At 69.7% G+C, this 24441-nt stretch carries 22 protein-coding genes; 7 read left to right on the top strand and 15 right to left on the bottom strand.

Annotated elements, in window-relative coordinates; all coding sequences use genetic code 11:
- The coding region (locus E5A74_RS19675) for an autotransporter family protein (protein ID WP_135987318.1) at positions 1-2491 on the top strand (2491 nt) is incomplete at its 5' end.
- Between the two features lie 43 nt (positions 2492-2534).
- Here the strand turns inward: E5A74_RS19675 and map are convergent.
- The 3 genes from map to E5A74_RS19660 are packed head-to-tail and all read right to left on the bottom strand — an operon-like array spanning position 2535 to position 5172.
- On the bottom strand, positions 2535-3305 hold the full coding sequence (gene map / locus E5A74_RS19670; protein WP_135987317.1) for a type I methionyl aminopeptidase: 771 nt from the start codon (positions 3303-3305) through the stop codon (positions 2535-2537).
- Positions 3302-3514 (bottom strand): ParD-like family protein, encoded by a 213-nt coding sequence (locus tag E5A74_RS19665; protein WP_135987316.1) that lies wholly within the window; start codon positions 3512-3514, stop codon positions 3302-3304. The genes map and E5A74_RS19665 overlap by 4 nt, the downstream gene beginning before the upstream one ends.
- Positions 3515-3558: 44 nt before the next feature.
- On the bottom strand, positions 3559-5172 hold the full coding sequence (locus E5A74_RS19660) for an ArnT family glycosyltransferase (RefSeq protein WP_166745644.1): 1614 nt from the start codon (positions 5170-5172) through the stop codon (positions 3559-3561).
- A gap of 88 nt (positions 5173-5260) precedes the next feature.
- Here E5A74_RS19660 and rfbF point away from each other — a divergent pair, with 88 nt between their 5' ends.
- Positions 5261-6034, top strand: a complete 774-nt coding sequence (gene rfbF / locus E5A74_RS19655) for a glucose-1-phosphate cytidylyltransferase (RefSeq protein WP_135987314.1) — start codon at positions 5261-5263, stop codon at positions 6032-6034.
- On the top strand, positions 6031-7110 hold the full coding sequence (gene rfbG / locus E5A74_RS19650; protein WP_240699897.1) for a CDP-glucose 4,6-dehydratase: 1080 nt from the start codon (positions 6031-6033) through the stop codon (positions 7108-7110). Before rfbF ends, rfbG begins: the two co-directional genes overlap by 4 nt.
- Here rfbG and E5A74_RS19645 read toward each other — a convergent pair.
- From E5A74_RS19645 to E5A74_RS19600, 10 genes are read right to left on the bottom strand one after another with little or no spacing between them, the layout of a single operon-like run.
- The gene (locus E5A74_RS19645; RefSeq protein WP_135987313.1) at positions 7065-8018 is read right to left on the bottom strand and encodes a class I SAM-dependent methyltransferase; all 954 of its coding nucleotides are present in this window, start codon (positions 8016-8018) and stop codon (positions 7065-7067) included. The two genes, rfbG and E5A74_RS19645, sit on opposite strands and share 46 nt — an antisense overlap.
- Positions 8015-8413, bottom strand: coding sequence for a GtrA family protein (locus E5A74_RS19640; RefSeq protein ID WP_240699896.1), 399 nt, complete (start codon positions 8411-8413; stop codon positions 8015-8017). The genes E5A74_RS19645 and E5A74_RS19640 overlap by 4 nt, the downstream gene beginning before the upstream one ends.
- Entirely contained in the window at positions 8413-10233 is a 1821-nt protein-coding gene (locus tag E5A74_RS19635) for a thiamine pyrophosphate-binding protein (protein WP_240699895.1), read from the bottom strand. The genes E5A74_RS19640 and E5A74_RS19635 overlap by 1 nt, the downstream gene beginning before the upstream one ends.
- On the bottom strand, positions 10230-11243 hold the full coding sequence (locus tag E5A74_RS19630) for an NAD-dependent epimerase/dehydratase family protein (RefSeq protein ID WP_135987310.1): 1014 nt from the start codon (positions 11241-11243) through the stop codon (positions 10230-10232). Before E5A74_RS19630 ends, E5A74_RS19635 begins: the two co-directional genes overlap by 4 nt.
- Positions 11240-12532, bottom strand: a complete 1293-nt coding sequence (locus tag E5A74_RS19625) for a hypothetical protein (RefSeq protein ID WP_135987309.1) — start codon at positions 12530-12532, stop codon at positions 11240-11242. Before E5A74_RS19625 ends, E5A74_RS19630 begins: the two co-directional genes overlap by 4 nt.
- Positions 12529-13497, bottom strand: coding sequence for a glycosyltransferase family 2 protein (locus E5A74_RS19620; protein WP_135987308.1), 969 nt, complete (start codon positions 13495-13497; stop codon positions 12529-12531). The genes E5A74_RS19625 and E5A74_RS19620 overlap by 4 nt, the downstream gene beginning before the upstream one ends.
- Positions 13494-14582 (bottom strand): capsule biosynthesis protein, encoded by a 1089-nt coding sequence (locus E5A74_RS19615; RefSeq protein WP_135987307.1) that lies wholly within the window; start codon positions 14580-14582, stop codon positions 13494-13496. Before E5A74_RS19615 ends, E5A74_RS19620 begins: the two co-directional genes overlap by 4 nt.
- Positions 14579-16432, bottom strand: a complete 1854-nt coding sequence (locus tag E5A74_RS19610) for an SLBB domain-containing protein (protein ID WP_135987306.1) — start codon at positions 16430-16432, stop codon at positions 14579-14581. Before E5A74_RS19610 ends, E5A74_RS19615 begins: the two co-directional genes overlap by 4 nt.
- Positions 16429-17259, bottom strand: coding sequence for an inositol monophosphatase family protein (locus E5A74_RS19605; RefSeq protein ID WP_135987305.1), 831 nt, complete (start codon positions 17257-17259; stop codon positions 16429-16431). Before E5A74_RS19605 ends, E5A74_RS19610 begins: the two co-directional genes overlap by 4 nt.
- Positions 17260-17263: 4 nt before the next feature.
- Positions 17264-18076 (bottom strand): aldolase/citrate lyase family protein, encoded by an 813-nt coding sequence (locus E5A74_RS19600; protein WP_240699894.1) that lies wholly within the window; start codon positions 18074-18076, stop codon positions 17264-17266.
- A gap of 170 nt (positions 18077-18246) precedes the next feature.
- Here E5A74_RS19600 and E5A74_RS19595 point away from each other — a divergent pair, with 170 nt between their 5' ends.
- From E5A74_RS19595 to E5A74_RS19580, 4 genes are all read left to right on the top strand, one after another.
- A complete protein-coding gene (locus tag E5A74_RS19595; protein WP_135987304.1) occupies positions 18247-18912 on the top strand; it encodes a M23 family metallopeptidase in 666 nt (221 codons plus the stop codon).
- 101 nt (positions 18913-19013) lie between these two features.
- On the top strand, positions 19014-19529 hold the full coding sequence (locus E5A74_RS19590; protein WP_135987303.1) for an RNA polymerase sigma factor: 516 nt from the start codon (positions 19014-19016) through the stop codon (positions 19527-19529).
- Positions 19530-19562: 33 nt separating this feature from the next.
- A complete protein-coding gene (locus tag E5A74_RS19585; protein WP_166745643.1) occupies positions 19563-20507 on the top strand; it encodes a FecR family protein in 945 nt (314 codons plus the stop codon).
- 22 nt (positions 20508-20529) lie between these two features.
- Complete coding sequence (locus tag E5A74_RS19580) at positions 20530-22899, top strand: TonB-dependent receptor (RefSeq protein ID WP_135987301.1); 2370 nt, start codon at positions 20530-20532, stop codon at positions 22897-22899.
- A gap of 21 nt (positions 22900-22920) precedes the next feature.
- On the opposite strand, the gene E5A74_RS19575 is transcribed toward E5A74_RS19580, so the two are convergent.
- Both E5A74_RS19575 and E5A74_RS19570 read right to left on the bottom strand, forming a co-directional pair.
- On the bottom strand, positions 22921-23316 hold the full coding sequence (locus tag E5A74_RS19575; RefSeq protein WP_135987300.1) for a TrbC/VirB2 family protein: 396 nt from the start codon (positions 23314-23316) through the stop codon (positions 22921-22923).
- A 153-nt stretch (positions 23317-23469) separates the two neighbouring features.
- Complete coding sequence (locus E5A74_RS19570) at positions 23470-24375, bottom strand: LysR substrate-binding domain-containing protein (RefSeq protein WP_135987299.1); 906 nt, start codon at positions 24373-24375, stop codon at positions 23470-23472.
- Positions 24376-24441: the final 66 nt, after the last annotated feature.

Genomic DNA, 24441 nt, shown 5'->3' with positions numbered 1-24441 from the left:
CGGCGGCGCGGGCAACGACACGCTCAACCTGACCCTCGACGGCGCTTCGAGCATCAACGGCATGTTCGGCTTCGAGACCGCCAACATCACCGGCGCATCGCCGCTGACGCTGACCGGCGATCTCGGCGCGGACCAGCGCGTCACCTTCACCGGCAGCTTCGACAACGAGCTGATCATTGGCGCGGACGTCCAATTCGACGGCGTCGTCGATGGCGGTGACGGGCACGATTTGCTGCGCATCCAGTCGGGCGCGGCGCAGAGCCGCACGGTCCTCTCTGCGCAGATCCGCTCGTTCGAGGATCTGATCTCCGAAGGTGCCGGCACGCTGGCGCTGTTCGGCGAACATTATGGATTCGACAGCGTCGCCGTGAACGGCGGCAATCTCGAGATCGGCACCGGCACCGTGCTCGATGCCGAACAAGGGGTGATCTTCGATGGCGCCGACAATCGCCTGACGTTGCGCGGCGGCGCGCAGGTGCACGGCCGGGTCGATGGCGGCGCGGGCAACGACACGCTCGCCTTCTTCCAGGCACCGGGTGCCACGCGCCTGTTCAGCGCGCTCGATCAGACCGGCTTCGAGCGCCTCGAGACCGTTGGCGGCGAGCTGCGCATCGATCGCGATGCCGGCTTCGTGAACGGCGTCGCGATCGATGGCGGCACGCTCAACATCCTCGCCGGCAACACGCTCACGGCCAATGTCGCCGGCGGGGCCGGCAAGGACGAGGTGATTGTCGGCGGCCGGATCGACGGCAATCTCGACCTCGGCGCCGGCGACGACGCCCTGACCATCACGGGTGCCGGCGCGATCACCGGCACGCGTTCGGGCGGCGACGGCATCGACACGCTGGTCTTCAACACCGGCGGCACCACCACGGCGCCGACGCAGTGGACCGCGGCTGCCTATTCCGGCTTCGAGCGCGCCGATGTGGCCGGCGGAGTCGTGTCGTTCACCGGTACCGCGAGCCTGACCGGTCTGAGCGTCAGCGGCGGGCGGCTGATCGGCCAAGCCGGCAGCGTGCTCAGCTCGGTCGAGACGATCGTGGTGCGCCAGGGCGCGACCTTCGGTTCGGCGGGAACGGTCAACGGCAACATCGATGTGCGCGGCACGCTCGCGCCGGGTGCCTCGCCGGGCACGATGACGGTCAACGGCGACGTCAACTTCGCCAGCGGCTCGCTGCTGCAGATGGAGGTGTCCTCGGCTGCGAGCGACCGGCTCGACATCTCGGGCAAGCTCACCATCGCGCAGGGCGCCGCGATGGACATCACCGGCGTGCTTTCGGCGACACCGGGCGGCGCGCTCGACCTCGTCGTCGCGCAGGGCGGCATCACCGGCAGCTTCACGACGATCAACAAGTCGAACACGATCTTCGGCTTCGTCGCGACGCGCGGCAACCGCATCCAGATCCTCGGTGCGTTCCAGAGCAGCGACGCCTTCAGCGTCAATGCGCAGGGCGCGATCGGCTATGCCAACGACCTGCTCGGCGATGGCCAGATGGTGCAGAGCTTCACGGCTGCGCTGCCGGTATTGGTCTCGGCCAGCGGCCAGTCGAATGCGGGTGCGTTCGAGCGGCTGACGCCTGAAGCCTATGCCACCGCGCAGATGCAGACCGTGCAGACCGGGCTCGCGGTCTCCGAAACGATGCGCAACCTGCGCGCGTCGGCGCCGATCGCGCCGGGCCTGCACGGCTTCGCGCAGGCGCTGGGCCAGTGGAATCGCCTCGCGGGCAATGCCGCCATCGGCGCCTCGGCCGCGCGCAGCGAGCTGCTCGGGCTGCTCGGCGGGATCGGCTATGGCTTCGGCGAGGGCAGCCGTCTCGGCGCCTTTGTCGGGACCGCGCGTTCCACCCAGAACATCGCCGACCTCGGCGCCGAGAACCGGCAGAGCGGGGCGTTGTTCGGAGCGCTGGCCGATCTCGCGCTCGGCGGTTTCGACGTGCACGCGCTGGTCGCCTATGACGCCTCGCACGCCAAAACGCGCCGCACCGCGCCGACCGGCGATGCAATCACCGCGCGCTATGGAACCGGGGGCATCATCGGCGATCTGTCGATCGGCTATGGCGTCGATGCCGGGGCGCTCACGGTCACCCCGCGCGTCGGCGTCACCTATCTCCAGGGCAAGCGCGACGCGTTCGCCGAACGCACGGCGCCATTCGGCCTCACGGTCGATCGCGACAGCGCGGGCATGCTCTATGGAGACACCGCGGTGGCGGTCAGCTTCGACCTTGGCGGGATCAGGCCGTACGCCGAAGCCGGGGTACGCAGCCGCCTGACCGGCGACGCGACGCCGGTGGCATCCGCCCATTTCACCGCCGCTTCGGGCACCGGCCCGTTGTTCGGCTTCGGCGCCGCCACCGATCGCACCGTCGGCCGCGTCGCGCTGGGGCTCGGCGCCGAACTGTCGGGCGGCGTGCGTCTCAACCTCGGCTATACCGGCGAATATGGCAGCAAGGCGCGTCACAATGTGAGCGGCGGCGTGGCGATCGCCTTCTAGTTGTGGCGACCATGAGGGTTCGGGACGCCTTGCGCCCGAGCCCTCAGCCGCGCGGGATCGTCTCGTCCGGCCGCAGCGTGAGGACGCGAACGCCGTCCCTGGTCACTGCGACCGTATGCTCGAATTGCGCGGAGAGCTTGCCGTCGGTCGTGACGACGGTCCAGCCATCGTCTTCGGTGCGCACCGTCCGCCTGCCCTGGTTGAGCATCGGCTCGATCGTGAAGACCATGCCTTCGCGCAGCACCAGACCGGTGCCGGGCTTTCCGAAATGCAGCACTTGCGGCTCTTCGTGCATCTCGTGGCCGATGCCATGGCCGCAATAGTCGCGCACGATCGCATAGCCCGCGCGCTTGGCGTGGCGCTCGATGGCGTGGCCGATATCGCCCAGCCGGGCGCCCGGGCGAACCGCGAGGATGCCCTTCCACATCGCTTCGTAGCTCGTCCGGACCAGCCGCCGCGCCGCGGGCGCGACGTCGCCGACAAGGTAGGTCTTGCTCGAATCGGCGATGTATCCGCCTTTCTCGAGCGTGATGTCGAAATTGACGATATCGCCGTCGCCCAGCACCTCCGCCTCCGAGGGGACGCCGTGGCACACGACTGCATTCCTCGAGCAGTTGAGGACGAAGCCATAGCCATATTGGCCCTTGCTCGCGGGCCGCGCGCCCAGCGTGTCGACGATCAGCGCCTCGACCTGATCGTTGATGTCCATCGTCGTCCGGCCGGCCAGCGTCTGGCGGTCGAGCCAGGTGAAGACGGAGGCGAGAAGCCGGCCGGATTCGGCCATCAGCTCGATCTCTTCGGGCGACTTGATCATTCGACGGCGACGACCATGTCGTCGGGATCGACGCCCGCTTCCCGGAGCTCGCGCACGACGATCTGCTGAAAGCTCAGCTGCGGATTGAGTTCGGCGAGCATGCCGATCCTGATCCAGAACGCCGCCTGCGCATTGATCGACCGATAGGAGGCCTTGCTGGCCTTGCGGAGCTGCTCGTGGAGCGCGTCCTCGACGTTGACGATCCCCATTACGGCATCTGAGATATACGAATCATACATGAAACGTATAGTCGTTACCGTGCGCTCGACAAGGGGGGAGGCGCTGGCGGGGTCTCGAAGATCAAGATCTCGGGCCCGCCCAGCCTTTCCGCGATCGGCGCGATCCTGTGGCGCAGCACCGCCCCTCGCGTGAGCGCGGCATAGCGCCGCCATTGCGCCGCGTAGGTCACGCGGTCGTTCGCGTAGCGATCGATATGGCTGAGCACGAGGAAGCGCGCGCGGCAGCTGGCGAGGCGTGCCGGGTCGACATTGCCGAGATCGACCACGGGGCTGCCCGAGCGCAGCGTTTCGGCATCCGAGTAGCGGATGCGGCCGGCGAGCACGGCGCGGGCATCGACGCACCCGGCCTTGCCCAGCGGAAACAGCGGCTTCCACGGCTCCGAGAGCAAGTCGAGCGCGGCGTGCTCGACGAGGATGGTGCTTTGCGGCGGCGCATTCGCCCGCAGCCAGGCGCTTGCAAGCTGGCGCGTGTCGTTCGCCCGGGTCACGGCGCGAACCTGCGTCGCCTGCAGCATGGGAAGCACGAGCAGCAGCCCCGCCAGCGGCTCGAGCAAGGCCAGCGGGCGGCCGGTGCGCGATCGCGCCATCTCCGCCAGCGCCGCGACCGCATAGCCGGCGGCGATCGCCGCGAAGGGCAGCAGCGGGATCAGCCAGCGCTCCCAGCGCAGCGCCTGCACCGCGAGAAGCAGGACGCAGGCGCCGATGCCCGGCGCCAGCGCGACTGCCGCGCGGCGATTGCGGATGCCGATCAGGATCGTCCCGAGCGCGGCGAGCGCGATGCCTGCGATGCCGAACGTGCCGCGCAGCGGATCGCCCACATACCAGGCGAGGTTGGCGACGAGGCCATGGCCCGTCGCGCCGGGGTGCGTCGGCCGGGCCTCGCTCGCGAGATTGCCGATCACGGTGGGATAGTCGAGCAGCAGATAGGGCGAGGCGAGCAGCAGCGCCGCCGGCGCCGCCGCGACGAACAGCAGCAGCTTGCGCGCGTCGGCGTGTCCGTGCGCGATACGCCAGATCGCGACGGCGATCGGCCCGACGGCAAAGGCTGCGGCGGGCCATTTGGTGGCGCATCCCAGGCCGACGAACAGTCCCGCCAGCAGATAATCGCGCAGCCGCCCCCGCTCGGCGATCGACAAGGTCGCGCCGGCGCAGAGCAGCATGAACAGGCTCGCCTGGATATCGGTGCGGATGACCTGCGAATAATCGACATGCAGCGCGTTGACCGCGAGAAAGGCCGCGCCGAGCAGGCCGGCGCGCACGCCGCCGATGCGCCGGCCGAGGCGCCACGTCAGATAGACGCAGGCGACACCGCAGGCGGCGAAGAACAGCCGGGCGGGGAGGAACAGGATTCCCGGATCGGCATAGACCGCGCTCACAAAGGCGTGCGCATCGGCATATTGGCCGGTCGCGACCCCGCTCGCACCGACCGCGAGGCTGATCAGCGCGAGGCAATAGAAGGTGATCGTGCCGGGATGGCCGAACCAGGCCGGATTCAGACTATGGCTGCGCAGCATGTCGAGCGCGGTCATCATGAACAGCGGCTCGTCGGGGTCGTGGAGCGCGGGCAGCCCGAAGCCGATCCCGCGTATCCGCAGCGCCGCCGCAATCAGCAGGATGACGAGGAGCATGCCGTGCTGCGTCCAGCGACGGGCGTTCGGCTTACGGGCTGGGGGCGAGGCTTCCGTCATCGTGCTGAAGCGATGACGTGGAGTGACGATGCGAACCGTAATCCTGGCCGGCGGTTTGGGTACCCGGCTCGGCGAAGAGACGTCGGTGCGGCCGAAACCAATGGTCGAGATCGGCGGCATGCCGATCCTCTGGCACATTATGAAGATCTATTCGGCGAGCGGATTCAACGACTTCGTCGTGTGCCTCGGCTATAAGGGCTATGTGATCAAGGAGTTCTTCGCGAACTACTTCCTGCATGCCTCCGACGTGACGATCGATCTGCGCGGCGGCAACGGCATGGAAGTACATCATGCCCGCAGCGAGCCGTGGCGGATCACGCTTGTCGATACCGGCGCGACGACGATGACCGGCGGGCGCCTCGCGGCGATCCGCCCCTATCTCGATCCCGACGAACCCTTCTGCTTCACTTATGGCGACGGCGTCGCGGACATCGACGTCGGCGAACTGGTGCGCTTCCACAAAGAGCATGGCCAGCGCGCGACGATCACGTCGGTGTCGCCGCCCGGCCGCTTCGGCGCGCTCGAGTTCGATGACGGCAAGGTCGTCGATTTCAGGGAGAAGCCGGCCGGGGACGGCGGCCAGATCAATGGCGGCTTCTTCGTCGCCGATCCCTCGGTGCTCGATCTGGTCGATGGCCCCGATACCGTCTGGGAGGCCGGCCCGCTCGAGCGGCTGGCGCGCGGCGGCGAGCTGATGGGCTATCGGCACGAAGGCTTCTGGCAGCCGATGGATACGCTGCGCGACAAGCTCTATCTCGACGAACTCTGGAAAGCGGGGAACGCGCCGTGGAAGCGCTGGTGAACGATTGGCGCGGGCGCCGCGTGCTCGTCACCGGGCATACCGGGTTCAAGGGCAGCTGGCTGAGCCTGTGGCTCCACATGCTCGGCGCGGAGGTCACCGGCTTCGCGCTGCCGCCGCCCGACGACACGCCGAGTCTGTTCGCGGCGGCGCGGATCGACGCGCTGATCGAGCATGTCGAGGGCGATATCCGCGACCTCACCGCGGTGCGTGCCGTTGTGGAGGCGTCGCGCCCCGAGGTAATTTTCCATCTCGCCGCGCAGCCGCTGGTGCGGCTCTCCTACCGCGAGCCGGTCGAGACCTATGCGACCAACGTGATGGGCACGGTGCACCTGCTCGAGGCCGCGCGCCGCGCGCCGGGGGTTCGGGCGGTGGTCTGCGTGACCAGCGACAAATGCTATGAGAATCGCGAATGGGTCTGGCCCTATCGCGAGAGCGATCCGATGGGCGGGCACGATCCCTATAGCAGCAGCAAGGGCTGCGCCGAGCTCGTCGCATCGGCCTATCGCAGTTCGTTCTTCGCCAACGGTCCGGGTCTCGCCACGGTACGCGCGGGCAATGTGATCGGCGGCGGCGATTGGGCCGAGGATCGGCTGGTGCCCGATCTGGTGCGCGCGTTCGAGGCGGGCGTGGCGCCGCTGATCCGCGCGCCCGACGCGGTGCGACCATGGCAGCATGTGCTCGAAGCGCTCGGCGGCTATCTGCAGATCGCCGAGCGGCTGCTCGCCGGCGAGCGGAACTTCGCCGATGCGTGGAATTTCGGCCCCTCGGACGACGATACACGTCCGGTATCGTGGATCGTCGAGCAGGTGCGTGGCCTGTGGGGCGGCGATGCCCGCCCGCAGACGCTGGACCATGGCGCGCGCGTGCACGAAGCGGGGCTGCTCCGGCTCGATTGCTCGAAGGCGCGGGCGGCGCTGGGCTGGCGGCCCGGCTTGACTCTCGAACAGGCGCTCGACTGGATCGTCGCGTGGCACAAGGCGATCGGCCGGGGCGAGGATGCCCGTGCGGTCACCCTCGCCCAGATCGCGGACTATTCGGCGGCCTCGCGCCACGGATCGGTGCCCGTCGCCGCCTGAGCCGGGGCGCGGGCCAGCGTCAGCATGTTGCCCAGCCGCAGGCCCAGCGAGAAATTGGGCAGCGGCACCCGTGCGGGCTTGAGCCCGAGCGTCCACAGCGCCTGGCGCGCGAGAAACGGCAGCGGGAAATAGTTGCGGCTGCGCGCGACCCGCACGCCGCCATAGCCGGCCCGCCCGAGCAGCGCAGTGATCGTCGCCGGGTTGTAGAGCTCGGGGTGCTGGAGGCAGAAAGGCGGCCAGCGGGTTCCCATCAGGCTGCGCAACAGCGATTTCTCGTTGTGGGTGACGATCAGCAGCGTGCCGCCGGGGCGCAGCTTGGCGCGGATCTGGGCCAGCATCGCCAGCGGATCGAGCAGGTGATCGAGCACGTGCACCATCACCGCGAGCCCGATCGAGCCGTCGGGCACGGGCGAGAGATCGTCCATGTCGGTGAGCAGGCGCGCCGGGCGTCCGCCCGCCGATGCGCGCAGCGTGTCGTGGATCGCGCGATTGGGCTCGAACAGCCAGAAATGGTCGAACGCGCCGCGCGTCGCCGCTTCGCGGACGATATGGCCGGTATCGGGGCCGATCTCGAGATAGCCGCCATCGAGCGTCGCATGCGCGGCGGCGGCGTCGAAATAGCCCTTCTGGGTCGCCGCGATCGCGTCGTTGGAGACGAGCTCCATATTGGGCGCCATGCTCGAATAGAGATCGGCGAGCTGCGCGCCGTCGAAGAAGGCGGGGGTATAGAGCAGCCCGCAGCCGAGGCAGCGATGATAGGTGAAGAAGCGCTTCTCGCTGAACAGCCCCGACCAATAGGGACGCAGCGCCGCGGCCGACATCGTCTCCGCGCGCACCGGGCTATGCGCCTCCGGGCGCGCCGCGCCGGCGCCGCAGGCCGGGCAGCTGCGGTGCAGGAACGCGCTCATGCCAGACCTCCGATCGAGCGGAACGTGACACGGCTGTGCCAGAACCAGCTGCCGACGATCAGCAGCGCAGTGAAGCCCAGTTGCGCGACGATCGGCGGGATCCCGCCGAGCTCGACGAGCAGCGGCAGTGCGGCCCAGTTCGCGGCATAGTTGAAGAGGTAGAAGCTCGAGAAGGCCCCGAACTCGCGCGCGACATTGCCGCGGGTGCGGAACACGCCGAGCTTGTAGGTCGCGAAGGCGAAGCACAGGCTGATCGCCTGCGCGAGCGCCAGCGCGATCAGATAATGGGTGTGCAACGGCGGCACGCTCCACAGCAGCAGCGGATAGATCGCCAGCCCGAACGCGGTGTTCGCCGCGCCGGCGAGCAGGTAGCGCAACGGACGCTCGCCGCGCATCATTCCTCCTCCAGCAGCGCGATGCGCATGTTCGCGCGCAGCACCTCGCGCGGGAGGAAGGGGGAGAGATCCTCGAGCGCCGGCGAGGTTATCCGGCCGTCGGGATGCGCCTTCGCGCCGAGCTTGGGGGCGAAGGCGACATGCTCGTCGACGAAGATCTCGCAGACCACAGGGCCCTCGGCGGCGAGCGCGGCCTCGATCGCGCCGGGCAGTTCGTCGTGCGACGCCGCGCGGAAATATCCGAAGCCGAACGCCGCCGCGACCTTGCCGAAATCGGGGAAGGTGACGTTGCTCTTGGGCCCGCCGCCAACCTCGACGCCGTTGAAGAAGTTGCGGTGCGTCTGGAAGATCGAGACATAGCCGTTGTTGTTGATCAGGAAGACCTTCACCGGCAGGCCATAGCCCGCGATCGTCTGCATCTCCTGCAGGTTCATCATGATGCTGCCGTCGCCGGCGATGGCGATGACGCGCTGGTTGCCGCCGGTCGCGGCGCAGACGCCGATCGCGGCGGGAAGGTCATAGCCCATCGTCGCGCAGCCCGAATTGGTCCACAGCCGCTGGCCGCGCTTGATCTCGGCAGCCTGGAAGCTGACCACGCAGGCGCTGCCGTTGCCGGTGACGATCACGTCGTCCTCGCCGAGCTGCGCGAACAGCGCGTCCATCGCGACATAGGGGTGCACCGCTGGGCCGTGATCGCGATATTCGGGCAGCACCGTCGGGAAATTGCGCACGCGCTCGCGCGACCACAGGAGCCATGCGTCATGCGCGGCGGTGGGCCCCTGATAGGGTGCTTCGAGCAAGGCCGGGATCAGATCCGCGAGATCGGCGACGACGGGCATGTCGGGGATCACGGTCGGCTTGCGCAGCTCAACCGGATCGATGTCGACCCAGATCTTGTAGGCTTCGCGGGCGAAGGTCTTCCAGTTGTAGCTGACCTGGCGGATGTTGAGCCGGCTGCCGAGAACGAGCAGCAGATCGGCGCTCTGGGTGACCATGTTGCCGCCGCGATCGCCGACGGTGCCGGGGCGCCCGGCATAGAGCGGGTGGGCGTTCCACAGCACGTCGTGCGCGTTCCAGCCGGTGACCACCGGCACGCCGAGCTTCTCGATCAGGCGGAGGAAATCGGCATAGGCGCCGCTCAGCCGGACGCCGCCGCCGGCGAACACGACCGGACGCTCGGCGGCCGCGAGCCTTTCGAGGATGGCGGCCGCCGCCGCTTTCAGATCGGTCGCCTTCCACGGCTCGTCGAGCTCGGCCGGGTCGAAGCCCGCCAGCTGCGCCGGATCGATCTTCGCCGCCTGCACGTCGAGCGGGATGTCGAGCCAGACCGGCCCGGGGCGGCCCGAGGTGGCGAGGTAGAGCGCCTTTTCGAGATGGTAGCGGATGGTCAGCGGGTCGGTGACCATCGTCGCATATTTGGTGATCGGGCGGACGATCGGCTCGATGTCGAGCTCCTGATCGCCGAACTGGCGCAGCGGCAGCCCGGTGGCGCGCACCGTCGTCTCGGTCTTCACCTGCCCCGAGATCACCAGCATGCCGATCGAATCGACATGCGCGCCGTAGACGCCGGTGATCGCATTGGTGCCGCCGGGACCCGAGGTGACGTTGACCACCGCGAGCTTGTTGGTCAGCCGGTAATAGGCCTCCGCCGCCATCGCCAGCGCCTGCTCGTGATGGGTGAAGATGGTGGCGAGCCCCGGATGCGTGCCGAGCGCGTGGTTGAGGTGCATCGCGCCGCCGCCGGTGAGCATGAAGACATGGTCGATGCCGCGCGCGGCCAGCGTATCGGCCACCCAGTTGGCGAGCTTCACTTGAGTCATGGTTTCCATCCGTGGGAGAGCGCGGTGCGCCGGATCGCGGTATCGAGGCCGATCGTCGGCGTGACGCCGAGTTCGGCGCGAATGCGAGCGGTAGAGGGGACATAGCGGCCGGGGTTCCAGCCGGGATCGGGCTTGCCGAGGATCTCGACGCCGGGGCCGCCGAGCAGCGAGGCTGTGCGGCGGGCAAGCTCGGCGATCGACACCGCCTCTTCGGAGCCGACATTGCAGACCGCGCCCGCCCGGCCGGCGATCAGCAATGTCCACAGCCACACCGTCAGATCGGCGGCATAGAGATAGGAGCGCACCGCCTCGCCCGATCCGGTGACGCGGATCGTCTTGCCCGCCATCGCGTCGCGGATGAAGTTGCCCGCGGCGAAGTGGATGTCGAGCGACAGCAGCGGGCCGAGCAGCGCGAAGATGCGCGCGTTGACCGTGTCGAGCCCGAACTGCCTGGCGTAGATCGCGCAGAGCATCTCGGCGGCGCGCTTGCCCTCGCCATAGGCCGAAAGCGGATCGCAGGGATCGGGGCCGCCGCGCCAGTCCTCGCCGACATGCGGCACCTCGTGGGGCTGCGCGCCATAGACCGCGCCCGAGCTCAGAAAGAAGAAGCGCGCATCGCCGCAGCCATTGGCGAGATCGAGCGCGTTGCGGGTGCCCTGCACGATCGTGTCGAACATCCGCCGCGGATCGCCGGCGTTGAGCGCGGCGCTCGCATCGGTCGCGGCGTGGATGACATGGGTATAGTCGGCGGCCGGCGCGGTGAAATGCATCACGTCGCCCCGCACGAGGCGGAAGCGGCGCGCGAGATGCGGCGCGCGCGCGGCGAAGCCGAGCGGGTCGCGGCTGAGCAGGGTAACTTCGGCCTCGACGCCCGAGCGCGCCAGCGCCTCGAGCATCCAGCGGCCGATGAAGCCCGTTCCGCCGGTCATGAAGATCCGCGCGCCCGCGAGCCGCGGCCAGAGCGGCGCGAGCGCGGCGTTGATCGCGGCCATGTCCTGCTCGAGGATCATGCCGGTGCGAGCCCGAGCGTCGGGCGGTGCGCGCGGTGCGCGCGCACGACCCGGACGAGGCTGTCGAGCGCGAGCGCCCAGAGGATCAGCGCGACCAGCCCGGGCCGGACGAAATGGCCGATCGCCAGCCCGAAGCTCGGCGTCACCGGGCGCCCGCTCAGCCAGCTGTTGGTCGACAGCTCGAGCACGGTCGAGAGCGGCCAGTCGGCGACGAGGCACAGCAGATAGGCGCAGACGATCGCGACGATCGGGCCGATTCCCTTCCACGGCTCGAGCAGGACGAGGAAGAGCAGGAAGGTCTGGGTATAGCCGCCGGGCGACTGCGTCACGAGATAGGCGGCGAGCAGGATCGTCGAGATGCGGTGGAGCGGCAGCGCCCTGGGCTGGAGCCACGCGCCCGCCAGCGCGACCAGCGCGACGAGCTGGCTCATGCGGATCACGATCGGGACGAGCCGTTCGATCGTCTCGATGGTGCGCGAAGGAACGAAGTCGAGCACCGGAATCTGCGCGCCGCGGACCAGCAGCAGCGGCGCATAGCTGGTCGAATAATGGATCTCGTTCCACACCTGCCCGCTCTGGAACACCACCCAGTTGGCGGTGTTGGCGACCAGCTCGATCGGGGTGCCCGCGCCGACGATCGCGAGCGTGACGAGATAGACGAAGACCGTCGCGATCCCCGCCAGCTCGAGCGCGCGCCAGTCGCGCTTCACCGCGTGGGCGAGCACCGGCAGCAGCAGATAGGGCTTGAAGTTGATCGTCGCCGCGGTCGCGAGCCAGCGCCACGGGCCGCGCGTCACCAGCGGCCCGTGCGCGATCACGAAACAGGCAAAGGCGACGAGGATCAGATTGCCGCGCTCGAGCGTGAAGAGCAGCGGCAGGCCGAGCCCGAAGGCGAGCGTGCGCATCGGCGCGGTGCGCGGATCGGCGCGGCGGAAGCTCAGCCAGACCAGCGCCACGTCGAGCAGATAGAAGCCGTAGATCACCCCGCGGCCCAGCCAGTCGCAGTCGCGGGCGTGGAACGGCGCCTGGAGATAGCAGCCGGGCAGGCTGAACAGATCGAGGAAGACGAACGAGAGCGGCGGATAGATGCTCCGCCACACATCGTACGCGCCCGGGCGATGCGCCCAATAGGCGGTGTTGAACCAGTCCATGAAGGTGTCGTTGGTGTCGAGCACGAAGGGCTGGGGGAGATAGCCGGTCGCGCGGAACGCCATCGCCGTTGACACGACGCTCGCCACCACGGCGAGCGCGAGCAGCAGTTCCGGGACCAGGCGCAGCCGCCCCTTCACGGCCGCCGGATCAGCGTGCGCGCGGCGGGGCGGGCGCGTTCCGGCGGGAAATTGACGCGCTCGGCCTCGATCACCAGCGGCAGGTTGCGGCTGCGCTCGGCGAGCATGCGCACCTGCTCGCCGATCAGCCCGAGGAACAGCAGGATCATGGCGAACATCGCGAAGCCGACCGCGAAGCCGAGCAGCGCGAGACCCGGGCCGCCGAGCGACACGGCAAGGATCGCCGCGACGAGCAGCGGCAGCGCGATGCCCCCCGCGACGAAGGCGAGCGCGATCGGCAGCCGCAGCAGCGACTTCGCCGATCCAGCCAGCCCCGAAAGCGCGAACGAGGCCAGCGCGCCGAAATCATTCTTGCTGGTCCCGGCGGCGCGCTCGGGCCGGTCGAAGGGGACGATCGCGAGCCGGAAGCCGCTCTCGACGAGCATCCCGCGGAAAAAGGGCTCGGGCTCGTTCCACGCCGCGAGCGTGTCGACCACCTCGCGGTCGAAAAGGCCGAAGCCGGTCGCGCCCGGGATCACCGGATAATCGCCATAGCGGCGCAGAAAGGCATAGCCGAGCCCGCGCGCCACGCGCAGCAGCGGCGAGGCGCGCTCGGAGCGGCGCTGGCCCAGCACGATCTGCGCCCCGGCGCGCCACTGCGCCACCAACGCGCCGATCATCGCCGGCGGATCCTGGAAGTCGGCGCACATGCCGATCACCGCCGCGCCCTCGGCCTGATAGATGCCATAGGTCGGCGAGCGCATCTGGCCGTAATTGCGATTGTTGAAGATCGCGCGGATGCGCGGATCCTCGGCGCAGAGCGCGCGCATCAGATCGCGGGTCGCGTCGGTCGAATCATTGTCGATCAGCAGAATCTCGTGCGACGCCGCGTGGCGCGCCGCCTCGGCGGTCACCGCGGCGCAGATCGCGCGGACATTCTCCTGCTCGTTGTAGCAGGGGATCACGATCGACAGCTCGGGCGTCATTGCGCGGCCTTGCGACCCGGCCGGAGGTCGATGCCGGTGGCGGGCGCGTAGATCTCGGTGAACAAGGCGAGCGCGATCAGCAGCGCGAGCAGCGCCACCGCAGCGACATTGTATTTGCGATCGGAGTCGAGCCGCGGCGCCTCGATCAGCTGCACGTCGGAGGCGGTCTCCGCCGCAAGCGTCTCGACCGCAACTTCCTCCGAGGAGCGCGCATAGACTTCGTACAGCGCCTGCGCGAAGCGATAGTCGCGATAGAGGTTGAGATATTCGCCCGAGACTTCGGACAGGCCTGCGACATTGGGGCCCGCGGCCTCGCTGCCCGGGCTGGTCGTCCGCGCGATCTGCGCGCGCAGCGAGGCGACTTCGGACTGGACCGCCTGGAGCTGGGGGTTCTCCTCGCCCTGGAAGCGCTGGAGCGTCTGCAGCTCGACCAGCTTGGCCTGGAGCTGCGCCTCGAGCCCCGCGCGCACCGCCAGCGCCGAGCCGAGCTGCGCTTCGGGCTCGGCGAGCCGGTTGCGCCGGCGGAAATCGTTGAGCGCGGCCTCGCTCTTGACCACCCGGCCGGCGGCTTCCCTGAAGCGCTCCTGCACCACGTCGCGCTTGCGCCGGACGCGGTCGCGGCCGAGCGCGATGATCCGCTCGCTGATCGCCTGCACATAGGCGCGGGTCAGCGCCTCGGCCTCGGCGCCGTCATGCGTGCGCGCCTCGACCTCGACGATCCCGCCGGTCAGCGAATGCACGTCGATCTTCTTCGCCAGCACGACGCGCGCACGGTCCTGGCTGGCATAGCGGTTTGGCACGAGCTTGAGCTTGCCGATCACCGCATCGGTGACTTCGGTGCCGCGCGCGATCGCGAGATACATGTCGATCGGCTGCTTCGCGCCGCCGAACAAAGCCGCGAAGCCCTGGAGCTGGCCGCCCAGCGCGTTCATCATCGAGCCGAGCCCGATGCTGTTATTGTCCTGCGGCACCAGCTTGGCGCGGGCGACATAAGGCTGCGGAAAGACGCAGAGCAAGGCGAGCACGAGGGCGAGCACGGCATAGCCGATCCGTCGCCGTTCATAGACGAATGCGACCCCCCTCATTTGACCAACGCATTGATCGAGGCGGCGCCGACCAGCCCGCCGAACAGGCTGCCGGTGATGTCGCGCAGCCGCGCCCAGAATTCGCCGCGGTTCGCGTCGATCGGGACGTAGATCAGATCGCCGGGCAGCGCGGGCGCGCGCAGCACGCGCTTGCCGTCGGCCAGCACGGTGCCGTTGGCGCGGACCACGAAGATCTCGCTCTTGTCGCCGAGCTTCTGGACACCGCCGGCCGAACGGACGAAATCGCCGATCGTCGCGCCGTCGCGCCACGCGAAGGATGCCGGGGTCGGCACCGCGCCGAACACGCCGACGGTCACCGGGCGCGGCGGCACGTAGATCGTGTCGTTGTTCTCGAGGACCAGCGCGCCGGGCAGCGCGTCGGCGGTCACCGGCAGCTCGAACACCAGCCGCCCGCTGGGCCGCCGCTCGCGCAGCTGATCGACGATCGAGCGGACGAGCGCGAGATTGGCCGGCTGGACGAGCTGGGCGCGATTGGCCGAAGTCACCGGCTGGGCGGTGAGCAGCAATTCGACATCCTCGACGGCGCGCTCGAAGCTCTGCTGCTGCTGGGCCTTGACGCTCTCGCGGGTGATCACGCTGGCATAGGGGAAAGCCTCGGCGGTGAGCCCGCCCGCCTGCGCGACGACGTCGCCGAGCCGCGTGCCGGGCTTGAAATAATAGCGGCCGGGCCTCGCCACTTCGCCGCTGATCGTGACGAGCACCGATTGCTGCGCGAGCGGGCGGGCGATGCCGACCTGCGAGAGCACGCGCACGATGTCGCCGCGCCGGGCCTTGCGGATGGAGGCCTCGCTGGCGCTGAGCTCGTCCCAGCCGCGCCCGTCGCGACCGAGCGAGTCGAATACCATCAGCCGGCTCGCATCGGCGACGGTGTTGACCCCGCCGGCATAGCGGATCGCGTCGTTGACCGTCTCGCCGGGCGCGACCTCGAAGATCGCCTCGCGATTGACGCTGCCGATCACCGCGACCTGCTCGCCAGCGGGGGCGATGTAGATCACGTCGCCATTCTGGAGCACGGCGTCGCCGCTGCGGTCGCCCTTGAGCAGCAGGTCGTACAGGTCGAAGTCCGAGACGAGCTTGCCGCCGCGGCGCAGCTGGATCGAGCGGAAGCTGCCGCCGGCGGCGGGCCCGCCCGAGGCGAGCACGGCGTTGACCAGAGTCGAGAGGCTGCCGACGGTGTAGGAGCCCGGCGCCGCCGCGAAGCCGGTGACATAGACCGTCACGCCGTGCAGTCGCGCCACGCTCACTTCGAGCTGGAAGCCGCGATATTGCCGCGCGACGCGGCGCGCGATCACGTCCTGCACGTCGCCATAGCGGACGCCGGCGACCATGATCGCGCCGATCCGGGGCACGAAGATCCGCCCCTCGCTGTCGATCTTGAGGCGAAGGCTCGAGGCCTGGACCGAGCCGGTGAGTCCAAGCAGCAGCTCGTCGCCGGGGTTGAGGCGATAATCGGGCGGCACGGTGGCGGTCGGTCCGGCCGCGAAATCGCGCGCGCCGGGCACGAGCAGATCGGCGCCGAAGCGGCGCAACGGCGTGCCGGCGGCGGCCGAGACGAAGCTCTCGAACTCGCTGGGCGGCGTTGCCGGAACCGGCCTCGGCGGCAGATCGGGTTTCTCGTCATGCGCGACAGGCGCGGTCGATTCGATCACGGTCGGCTGCCACGCGGTGACGTCGGGCGAGGGTACCGCGACCTGCGCCGCGGCGGCGCCGCGCGCGAGCGGGGTCGCCGATTGCTGCGTCGTCGCGACCGGGGAAGCGAGCTGGGCGGCGGCGGGCAAGGGCAGGCTGGCGAGCGCACAGCCCGCGAGAAGCATCCGGCGAACAATCATGCGGCGAGCCGATCCCTTTCGACGAGCCCGGCCGCCGGGCGTAGCAGGGCATCGGCGGCGCGCTCCCACAGCCTTGGCGAGGCGGCGGCGAGCACGCCGACGCCATGGCCGCCGACTCGCCACGGGGAGCCGTCCCAATGCGTCACCATCCCGCCCGCCTCGGTGACGAACAGCGCGCCTGCCGCATGGTCCCACGGGAGGATGCGCTGGAACAGCGCGGCGTCGTCCTGACCGAGCACCAGCCGCGGATAGCTTTCGGCGGCGCAACGCGGGACGGCGACGACGTCGAGCTGGAGATCGGCCTCGGCGTGCACCCGCGCGCGCCGGTCGGGAGCGAGGAAATGCGTGCCGAGCGCCGCGCGCGGACGCAGCGCGCCGCTCGGCCGCGCGCGGATGACGGCGCCGTCGCAGATCGCGCCCATGCCGCGCACCGCGTGGCAGAGCCGGCCGGTCAGCGGATCGAGCATCCACCCCGCCACCGTGCTGCCATTCTCGACGAGCGCGATCATCATCCCGAACGGCGCACGGCCAGCGGCGAAGTTGGCGGTGCCGTCGAGCGGATCGATCAGCCAGACCAGCCCTTCGTCGACATTGTCGAGCAGCGCCGGATCCTCCTCCGCCGCTTCCTCGCCGAGGATGCGCGCGCCGAGCCCGAGCGCGGCGAGCCCGTCGTGCAGGCGCAACTCGGCCTCGCGATCGACGATCGTGACGACTTCGCCGGCGCTCTTGATCGCGACGTCCTCGGCGGCGAGCGCGCGGAAGCGCGGCAGCACCACCTCGGCGGCGACGCCGCGCATCAGCGCGGTGACTTCCTCGTGCAGCGGCATCGGATCAGGCCGCGGCGCTCGCGAGGCGATCGGTCGCGGCGTCGGCGCTGCGCTCCTGGATCATGCGAATGCGCGACAGATCCTCGTCGGCGATCGCGCGATAGTGGTCGCGCTTGTTCTCCAGCCAGGCGAGCTCGAACGCCACCGCGTTGGCGATGCCGGCCTCGAAGAGCGACGATTCGGCCATCGCGCCGTCGAAGATCACCTTGCGGGTCTCGAACCGGTCGAGCCGCACGCCGCGGATCTCGCGAAGTGCCGGGCCCGCCTCGACCGCGACCGAGCCACCGACGACGAGGGTCAGATCATTGGCCGCGCAGGCGCGCGCGACCTCGAGCACCGCGTCGGTGATCTGGCGGTCGTTGATGCTCTTGCGCGGCAGCCCGCGCGACAGCGTGAAATCGACGCGGCCGAACACGATACCGTCCAGCTTCGCCTTGGCGATCGGCGCCATCGCATCGAGATTGCGCAGCGTCGCCTCGGTCTCGAGGTTGAACAGGAACTGGGTGCCGTGGACGTTGTCGCCATAGGTCTTGGCCTTGGCCTCGGCGAACTTGGTCAGCGCATAGGGCGTCTCGACCATCGGCGCGATGATGTGATCGACGCCGTAGAGCTTCGACGCGAGCAGATCGGACACCGCCTCGCAGCCGCCGATCTTGAGCGCGACCTTCAGATCGGCGCGATGGGCGAGCTCGAGCAGGCGGAGGAATTCGTCGGGGCGCGTGCCCTCCGCTTCGAACTCGGCCTTGACCGCGACGACCCCGTAGCGGTCACGGCCCATCTTGAGCATGTCGAGCATGCGGCGCTCGGTGGGGTTCATCCTGGCCTCCCTGGCTGAAAAAGCATTTACTGGCTGAGCGGGAGACGGCGCGCGGCGCGGCTTTCCGCAACGATCGGACGGGCAAAATATATTTGCGAAAAGCTTTGCGGGTCCGGCGCGCCGGCTCCGTCGAGACAGTGATGCCCGGCATTTTACCCCTGTTCCTGGCCATGCTCGCGTCCCCCCCGGACGCCGGCCAGGCGGCGCCGGGCATCACCCCCGAACTCCCCGGCCCCGAACTCCCCGGCCCCGAACTCCCCGGTGGCGCCGGTGCGGCCTTTCGCCCGTCGCGGGCGGAGCCGACCCCGACCCCGACGCCGCTGGTTGCCGCCGCGCCCGCTGCCGCACACCCGCGCGCGGCGCTCCCGCGCCTGTCGTCGCGTTTCGGACGGCGGGGCGATCCGATCCGCGGGACCGTGGCGACGCATTACGGCATCGACATTCCGGGCATGCTCGGCACGCCTGTTTTCGCCGCGGCGCCCGGCACCGTCCGGTACGCCGGCACCGCGGGAAGCTATGGCAATATGGTCGAGATCGCGCATGGCGGCGCGCTCGACACGCGCTACGCGCATCTCTCGCGGATCCTGGTTCGCCCGGGCGCGCATGTCGAGCAGGGCGAGCCGGTCGCGCTGATGGGTTCGACCGGGCGCTCGACCGGGAGCCACCTGCATTTCGAGGTGCGCGTCGGCGGCAGCGCGGTCGATCCCTTGCCGTGGCTGGAACGCGACGCGGTCCTGCCGCCCGCGCCCGCGCGCGCGCCCGTGATCGCCGAACCGCCGCACGTCTCCGCGTTCGCGCGCGCGCGTGCCGCGGCGCTACAGGGACGGGCGCTCTGAAATCGCATGAGTTCTCGATCGTGCCCGTCGTTCGGCCGTTGCGTCCTGAGTCACTCGGGTCGGGCTTGGCAAATGCAGCCGGAAATGCTTTGCCGCGCGCCATGAATCGGGCCGGCGACATCAGCGGGCTCCAGCGCGTTGTGATGAACGAGCGGAGCCGATTGCTCCGTTTCCTCGCCGCACGCGGGATGGGCGAGGATGCCGAGGACGTGCTCCACGATCTGTGGCAGCGCGTCGCGGCGACTCCCACCCAGCCGATCGCCGATCCGCTCTCCTATCTGTTTCGCGCGGCCGAGAATCTCGTTCGGGACCGACGGCGCTCGGCCGTCAGCCGTGATCGCCGCCATCACGACTGGCACAAGGTCAGCGTGGCGAGCGAGGAGGCGCCGCAAGGCGAACGCGCGCTGATCGCCCGCGAGCAGCTGCGCGAGGTGCAGGAAGCGCTCGCCGCGCTCGGGCCGCGGGCCGAGCTGGTCTTCCGCCGCTGCCGGCTGGAGGGTGTCGGCCAGGCGCAGATCGCCCGCGAGCTCGGCGTCAGCCTGAGCTCGGTCGAGAAGGATTTGCAAAAGGCATATCGCGCGCTGGCGCAGCTTCGGGCGAAATTCGATGCGGAATAATCGCCCGGGCTCCGTCATAGGGGCGTTATGACGATGCGCGCAGACCATCTGGAGATCGAGGAGGCGGCCCGGCTATGGGCAATCCGCGCCCAGGATCCGGCGTTCGCGGAGTGGGAAGGCTTCACCGAATGGCTGGAGCGCGATCCCGCGCATCTCGCCGCCTATGAGGCCGCGCTCGCCGACGCCGATTGGGCCGCCGGCCTGATGGCTCTGGCGCCCACGCCCGTGCAAGCGCCGGTTGCCACGTCGCGCCCGCGCTGGTGGTTCGGAGCGGGTGCCGCGATCGCGGCCGGCATCGCGGCGGTCGGCGGCTGGGCGGTTCTCGACCGCGAGGCGCCCGCGCAGCAGATCGCGACCGCGCCGGGCGAGCATCGCACGATCGATCTCGCCGACGGCTCGCAGATCGCGCTCAACGGTGCGACGCGGGTGACGATCGACCCCGATACGCCGCGCCATGTGGTGCTCGATCAGGGCGAGGCGCGCTTCGCGGTGCGCCACGACGCCAGCAAGCCCTTCGTCGTGATGGCGGGCACGACGCGACTGCTCGATGCGGGGACGGTGTTCAACGTCGTGCGCGACGGCGAGGCGCTCGAGGTCGCCGTCGCCGAGGGAGCGGTGATCTATCAGCCCGGATCACGCGAAGTGCGCCTCGCCCCGGGCGACACGTTGAAGCGCGCGGGGTCGGGCGCTGCCCCCGTCGTCGGGCGCGCGAACCCGCAGACGATCGGCAGCTGGGCCTCGGGCGAGCTCCAGTATGACAATGCCTCGCTGGAGCAGGTCGCGCGCGATCTGACGCGCAGCCTCGGCCGGCCGGTCCGCACCGCCGACGGCGTGGGCAAGCTCCCGATCAGCGGCACGCTCCGGCTCGAAGGGTCGCCCGAGGAGGTTCTGGCGCGCGCGGGTCCGTTCCTCGGCGTCAGGTTCGTGAAGAACGGGGAAGGATGGACGATGTCCCCCGCACATGGTGCGCCCCGCTAGCCCGCTCGCCCTGGCGTGTTTGATGATAGCGTCTCCTGCGCTTGCGCAGGAGCGAGCGGCCGAGGTCGACATAAGCGAAACCCGGCTCGACGCGGCCATCCGCGCGCTCAGCCGGCAGGCCAGCGCGAGCATCGGCTTCCGCGAGGCTCGCCTCGCCGAGACCGTGGTGCGGCCGGTGCGCGGTCGGTTTCTCGCGTCGCAGGCGCTCGAGCGGATGCTGGCCGGCACCGGGCTTCGCGCCCGCCGGGTCGCGCCCGCGACCTATCTCATCGAGCCCGCGCCCGCGCGGAAGGTCGCCAAACGATCGCGCCCGCCGGTGCCGGTCCAGGCCGTGGCCGAAACGCCGACGCAACCGGTGGAGATCACGGTCACCGCGTCCAAGCGCGACGTTCCGCTCGGATCCTATCCCGGCGGCGTGCAGATCGTCTCCGGATCGGAATTTTCGGCTGCCGACGCCCTGCGCGGGACCGAGGCGATCGAGGCCCGGATCGCCAGCGTCGCCTCGACGCATCTCGGCCCCGGCCGCAACAAGCTGTTCATCCGCGGCATCGCCGATTCGAGCTTTGTCGGTCCGACCCAGTCGACCGTCGGGCAATATTGGGGCAACAGCCGCATCACCTATAGCGCGCCCGATCCCAATTTGCGGCTCTACGACGTCCAGAGCGTCGAAGTGCTCGAAGGGCCGCAGGGCACGCTCTACGGCGCGGGATCGCTGGGCGGGGTGGTGCGCGTGGTGCCGCGCTCGCCCGATCTGCGCAGCGTCGAAGGTGCCGCCTGGGGCGGGGTTCAGGCGGTCCAGCACGGCCAGCCCGGAGTCGATGGCGGCGCGGTGCTCAACCTTCCGATCAAGGAAGACGTGATCGGCCTGCGCGCGCTCGCCTTCGGATCGGTCGAGGGCGGCTATATCGACGACGTCCGGCGCGGGCTCGACGACGTCAATCGCGTCCGCACGCTCGGCGGCCGCGCGGGGCTGCGCGTCGATCCCGGAGACGATTGGATACTCGATCTCAACGCGGTCGGCCAGCGCATCGACGGCGACGACAGCCAATATGCCGAACGCGGCGTCGGCGAGCTCGATCGGGCGAGCAGCATCGCCCAGCCGTTCCGCAACGACTACTGGCTGGTCGATCTGGTCGCGCGCAAGCAATGGGGATCGCTCGAGCTGACCTCGTCGCTCGGCTATGCCGGGCAATATGTCTTCGAGCGTTTCGAGGGCCCCGAGCTCGCCGAACCCGAAGATCCCGGAATTCGCCCCGCCGCGAGCGCGGCCACCGCGGCCTATTCACAGGCCAATCGCATCTCGATGGTCACCGGCGAGGTGCGGCTCGCCCGCCGTGGCGCCAACGGCACGGGCTGGCTGCTCGCCGCCAGCCTGCTCCACAACGAAGCGCGGACCAATCGCCGGATGGAGGTCGCGTTCGGCACGCCGCTCACCGGCGTCAGCAACCAGGTCGAGGAAGCGACGCTCTATGGCGAGGGCACGCTCGAGCCGTTCAGGCGATTCACCGTGACGCTCGGCGGTCGGCTGACGCACGCGCGGCTGTCGGGCAGCGCCGAGGACGTCACCGAGGCGTTCGCCTTTCGGATGGATCCGACCGCGCGCGCGTCGCGCGAGGAGACGCGCCTGCTCCCGTCAATCGCCGCGGCCTATCGGGCAACCGACGCGCTCACGTTGTTCGCGCGGTTCCAGCAAGGGTTCCGGCCCGGCGGCATCGCGGTGCGCCGCGAGTTCATCCAGCGCTTTGCCGGGGATCGGGTCTCGACCGCCGAGGCCGGCGCCCGATATCGAAGCAGCGCGCTCGATGTCGCGGTGAGCGTCGCGGCGACGCGCTGGACCAATATCCAGGCAGATCTGATCGACGGCTTCGGCTTCCCGACCACCGCCAACGCCGGTGACGGACGGGTCCTCTCGCTCGGCATGATCTCGCGTTGGCGCCCGATTGCGGGGCTCGAGCTCGACGCCGCGCTGTATCTCAACGACAGCAAGGTCACCGAGCGCCTCTTCATCACGCTTCCAATCGAGGATGCGGTATTCGTCCAGGCCGATCGCCTGCCCAACGTCGCGGACGCCAGCGGCCGGGTAGGCGCCAGCTATGTCGCGACGCTCGCCGACGGGCTTCAGCTCACCGCCAACGCCTATGCGCGCTATGTCGGCAAATCGACGCTCGGCATCGGGCCGCTCCTCGGGCGGTTGCAGGGAGACTATCTCGATACCGGCGCGGAGGTGCGGCTCGGAAACGCGCGGCGCGGGATCAGCCTGTCGCTCGGCAATTTGCTCGATGCGCGCGGCAATCGCTTTGCCCTGGGATCGCCCTTCCTCATCCGGGATCGCGATCAGACGACTCCGCTCCGGCCGCGCAGCATCAGGCTCGGCTTCGACGCCAATTTCTAGCGCCGCTATCGGCGCGGTCGATCATCGCTGCGGCACTGCCGCGCCCGCATAGGGATCATAGCCGGATTGCCGCGGCGGAAGCTCGGCCAGGGGAGAAATCTCGGCCTGCCCCATGTCGGCGGCTTCCGCCGGCGCGTCTCCGGCCACGAGCCCTTGCAGACCCGCCGCGATGCTCGAGGCGCCGAACAGGACGAAGCATCCGATCACCACGGTGGCGCCGCGCCGGAGATCGATCCGTCCGGTGAGGGCGCCGTAGCCGACGCTCGCAACGGCAAGGACGGCGATGGTTGTCGCCACGGTTCCGAGCAACGTTCCCTCGAGCCATCGAACCGCTGCGTTCAGGGCGCTTTGACCGGTGGGCTCGGCCAGCGATGCGGCATAGGTCAGCGCGAAGGTCGAGAGAGCGGTCGCCGCCATGCCAGCCCTTTTCCCCATTGCGCCGATCGACGCGCGACCGGCCGTGCCCGACCGCAACCCTAGACGCCCGTCCGGGGCGGGCGCGAGACAATTCGTCAGCCTGGTCCATTCGGGCGCGAGGCGGCGGCGGCCGTCCCGTGGCCGCAGAGGCCCTCAGCGCAGATGCTCGGCGAGGAAGTCCACGAAGACCCGCACGCGTGCCGGCGTGGAGGCCCCGCCCACGAACACGGCGTGGATCTGTTCGACATCGCCCGGATTGAAGTCCTCGAGCACGGGCACCAGCCGCCCGTCGGCAAGCTCGCTCGCGACGCTGAACGCGCCCACCCGCGCGATGCCGACGCCGATCGCGGCGAGCTGGCCGAGCGTCTCGCCATTGTTCGCTTCGATGTTGCCGTGCACCGTCATCGCGAAGTCCTTTCCGGCGCGACAGAACGGCCAGACCGGCTCGGCACGGCGGAAGTTGAAGTTCAGGCAGTTGTGCCGGTGCAGATCTTCGGGGACCCGCGGCAGGCCGGCTCTGGCGAGATAATCGGGAGAAGCGACGATCACGCGGCCCGTCTCGCCGATCTTGCGCGCGGTCAGGCTGCTGTCGGCGAGCGGGCCGAAGCGCACCGCCACGTCGGCCTGCCCGGCCGCGACGTCGACCAGCGTGTCGGTCAGGGCGATGTCGACGAGGATATGTGGGTGGCGCGCGGCGAAGCGCCCGAGCAGCGGCACCACGCAGAGCCTGCCATGCGATAGCGCGGCGCTCACCCGCAGCCGCCCGCGCGGCGCGCCCTGATCGGCGATCTGCTGCTCGGCATCGTCGAGATCGGCGAGAATCCGCCGCGCGGCCTGCAGATAGGATTGCCCCTCGGCGGTGATCGTCAACGCGCGCGTCGAGCGCAGCAGCAGGCGGACCCCGAGCCGGGCCTCGATCCGGTCGATCGCCCGCGCAACCGCCGAAGGGCTCAGGTCGAGCAGGCGCCCGGCTCCGGAAAAACTGCCTCGATCGACCACGGCGACGAACAGCGCCATCTCGCGCGCGCGGTCCGCCCCGGCAGCCAGCTTTGCGTCCATTGCAAAAATCCTTCGCGTTTCCGGGCGGTACCGCAGCCGTGGCGGCGCGTCCATCTATGCGCTGCA

The sequence above is a fragment of the Sphingomonas naasensis genome, from assembly GCF_004792695.1.
GTDB classification, from domain to species: domain Bacteria; phylum Pseudomonadota; class Alphaproteobacteria; order Sphingomonadales; family Sphingomonadaceae; genus Sphingomonas; species Sphingomonas naasensis.
The sequence above is the reverse complement of the archived record's forward strand: the minus strand, read 5'-3'. Positions and strand labels throughout refer to the sequence as shown.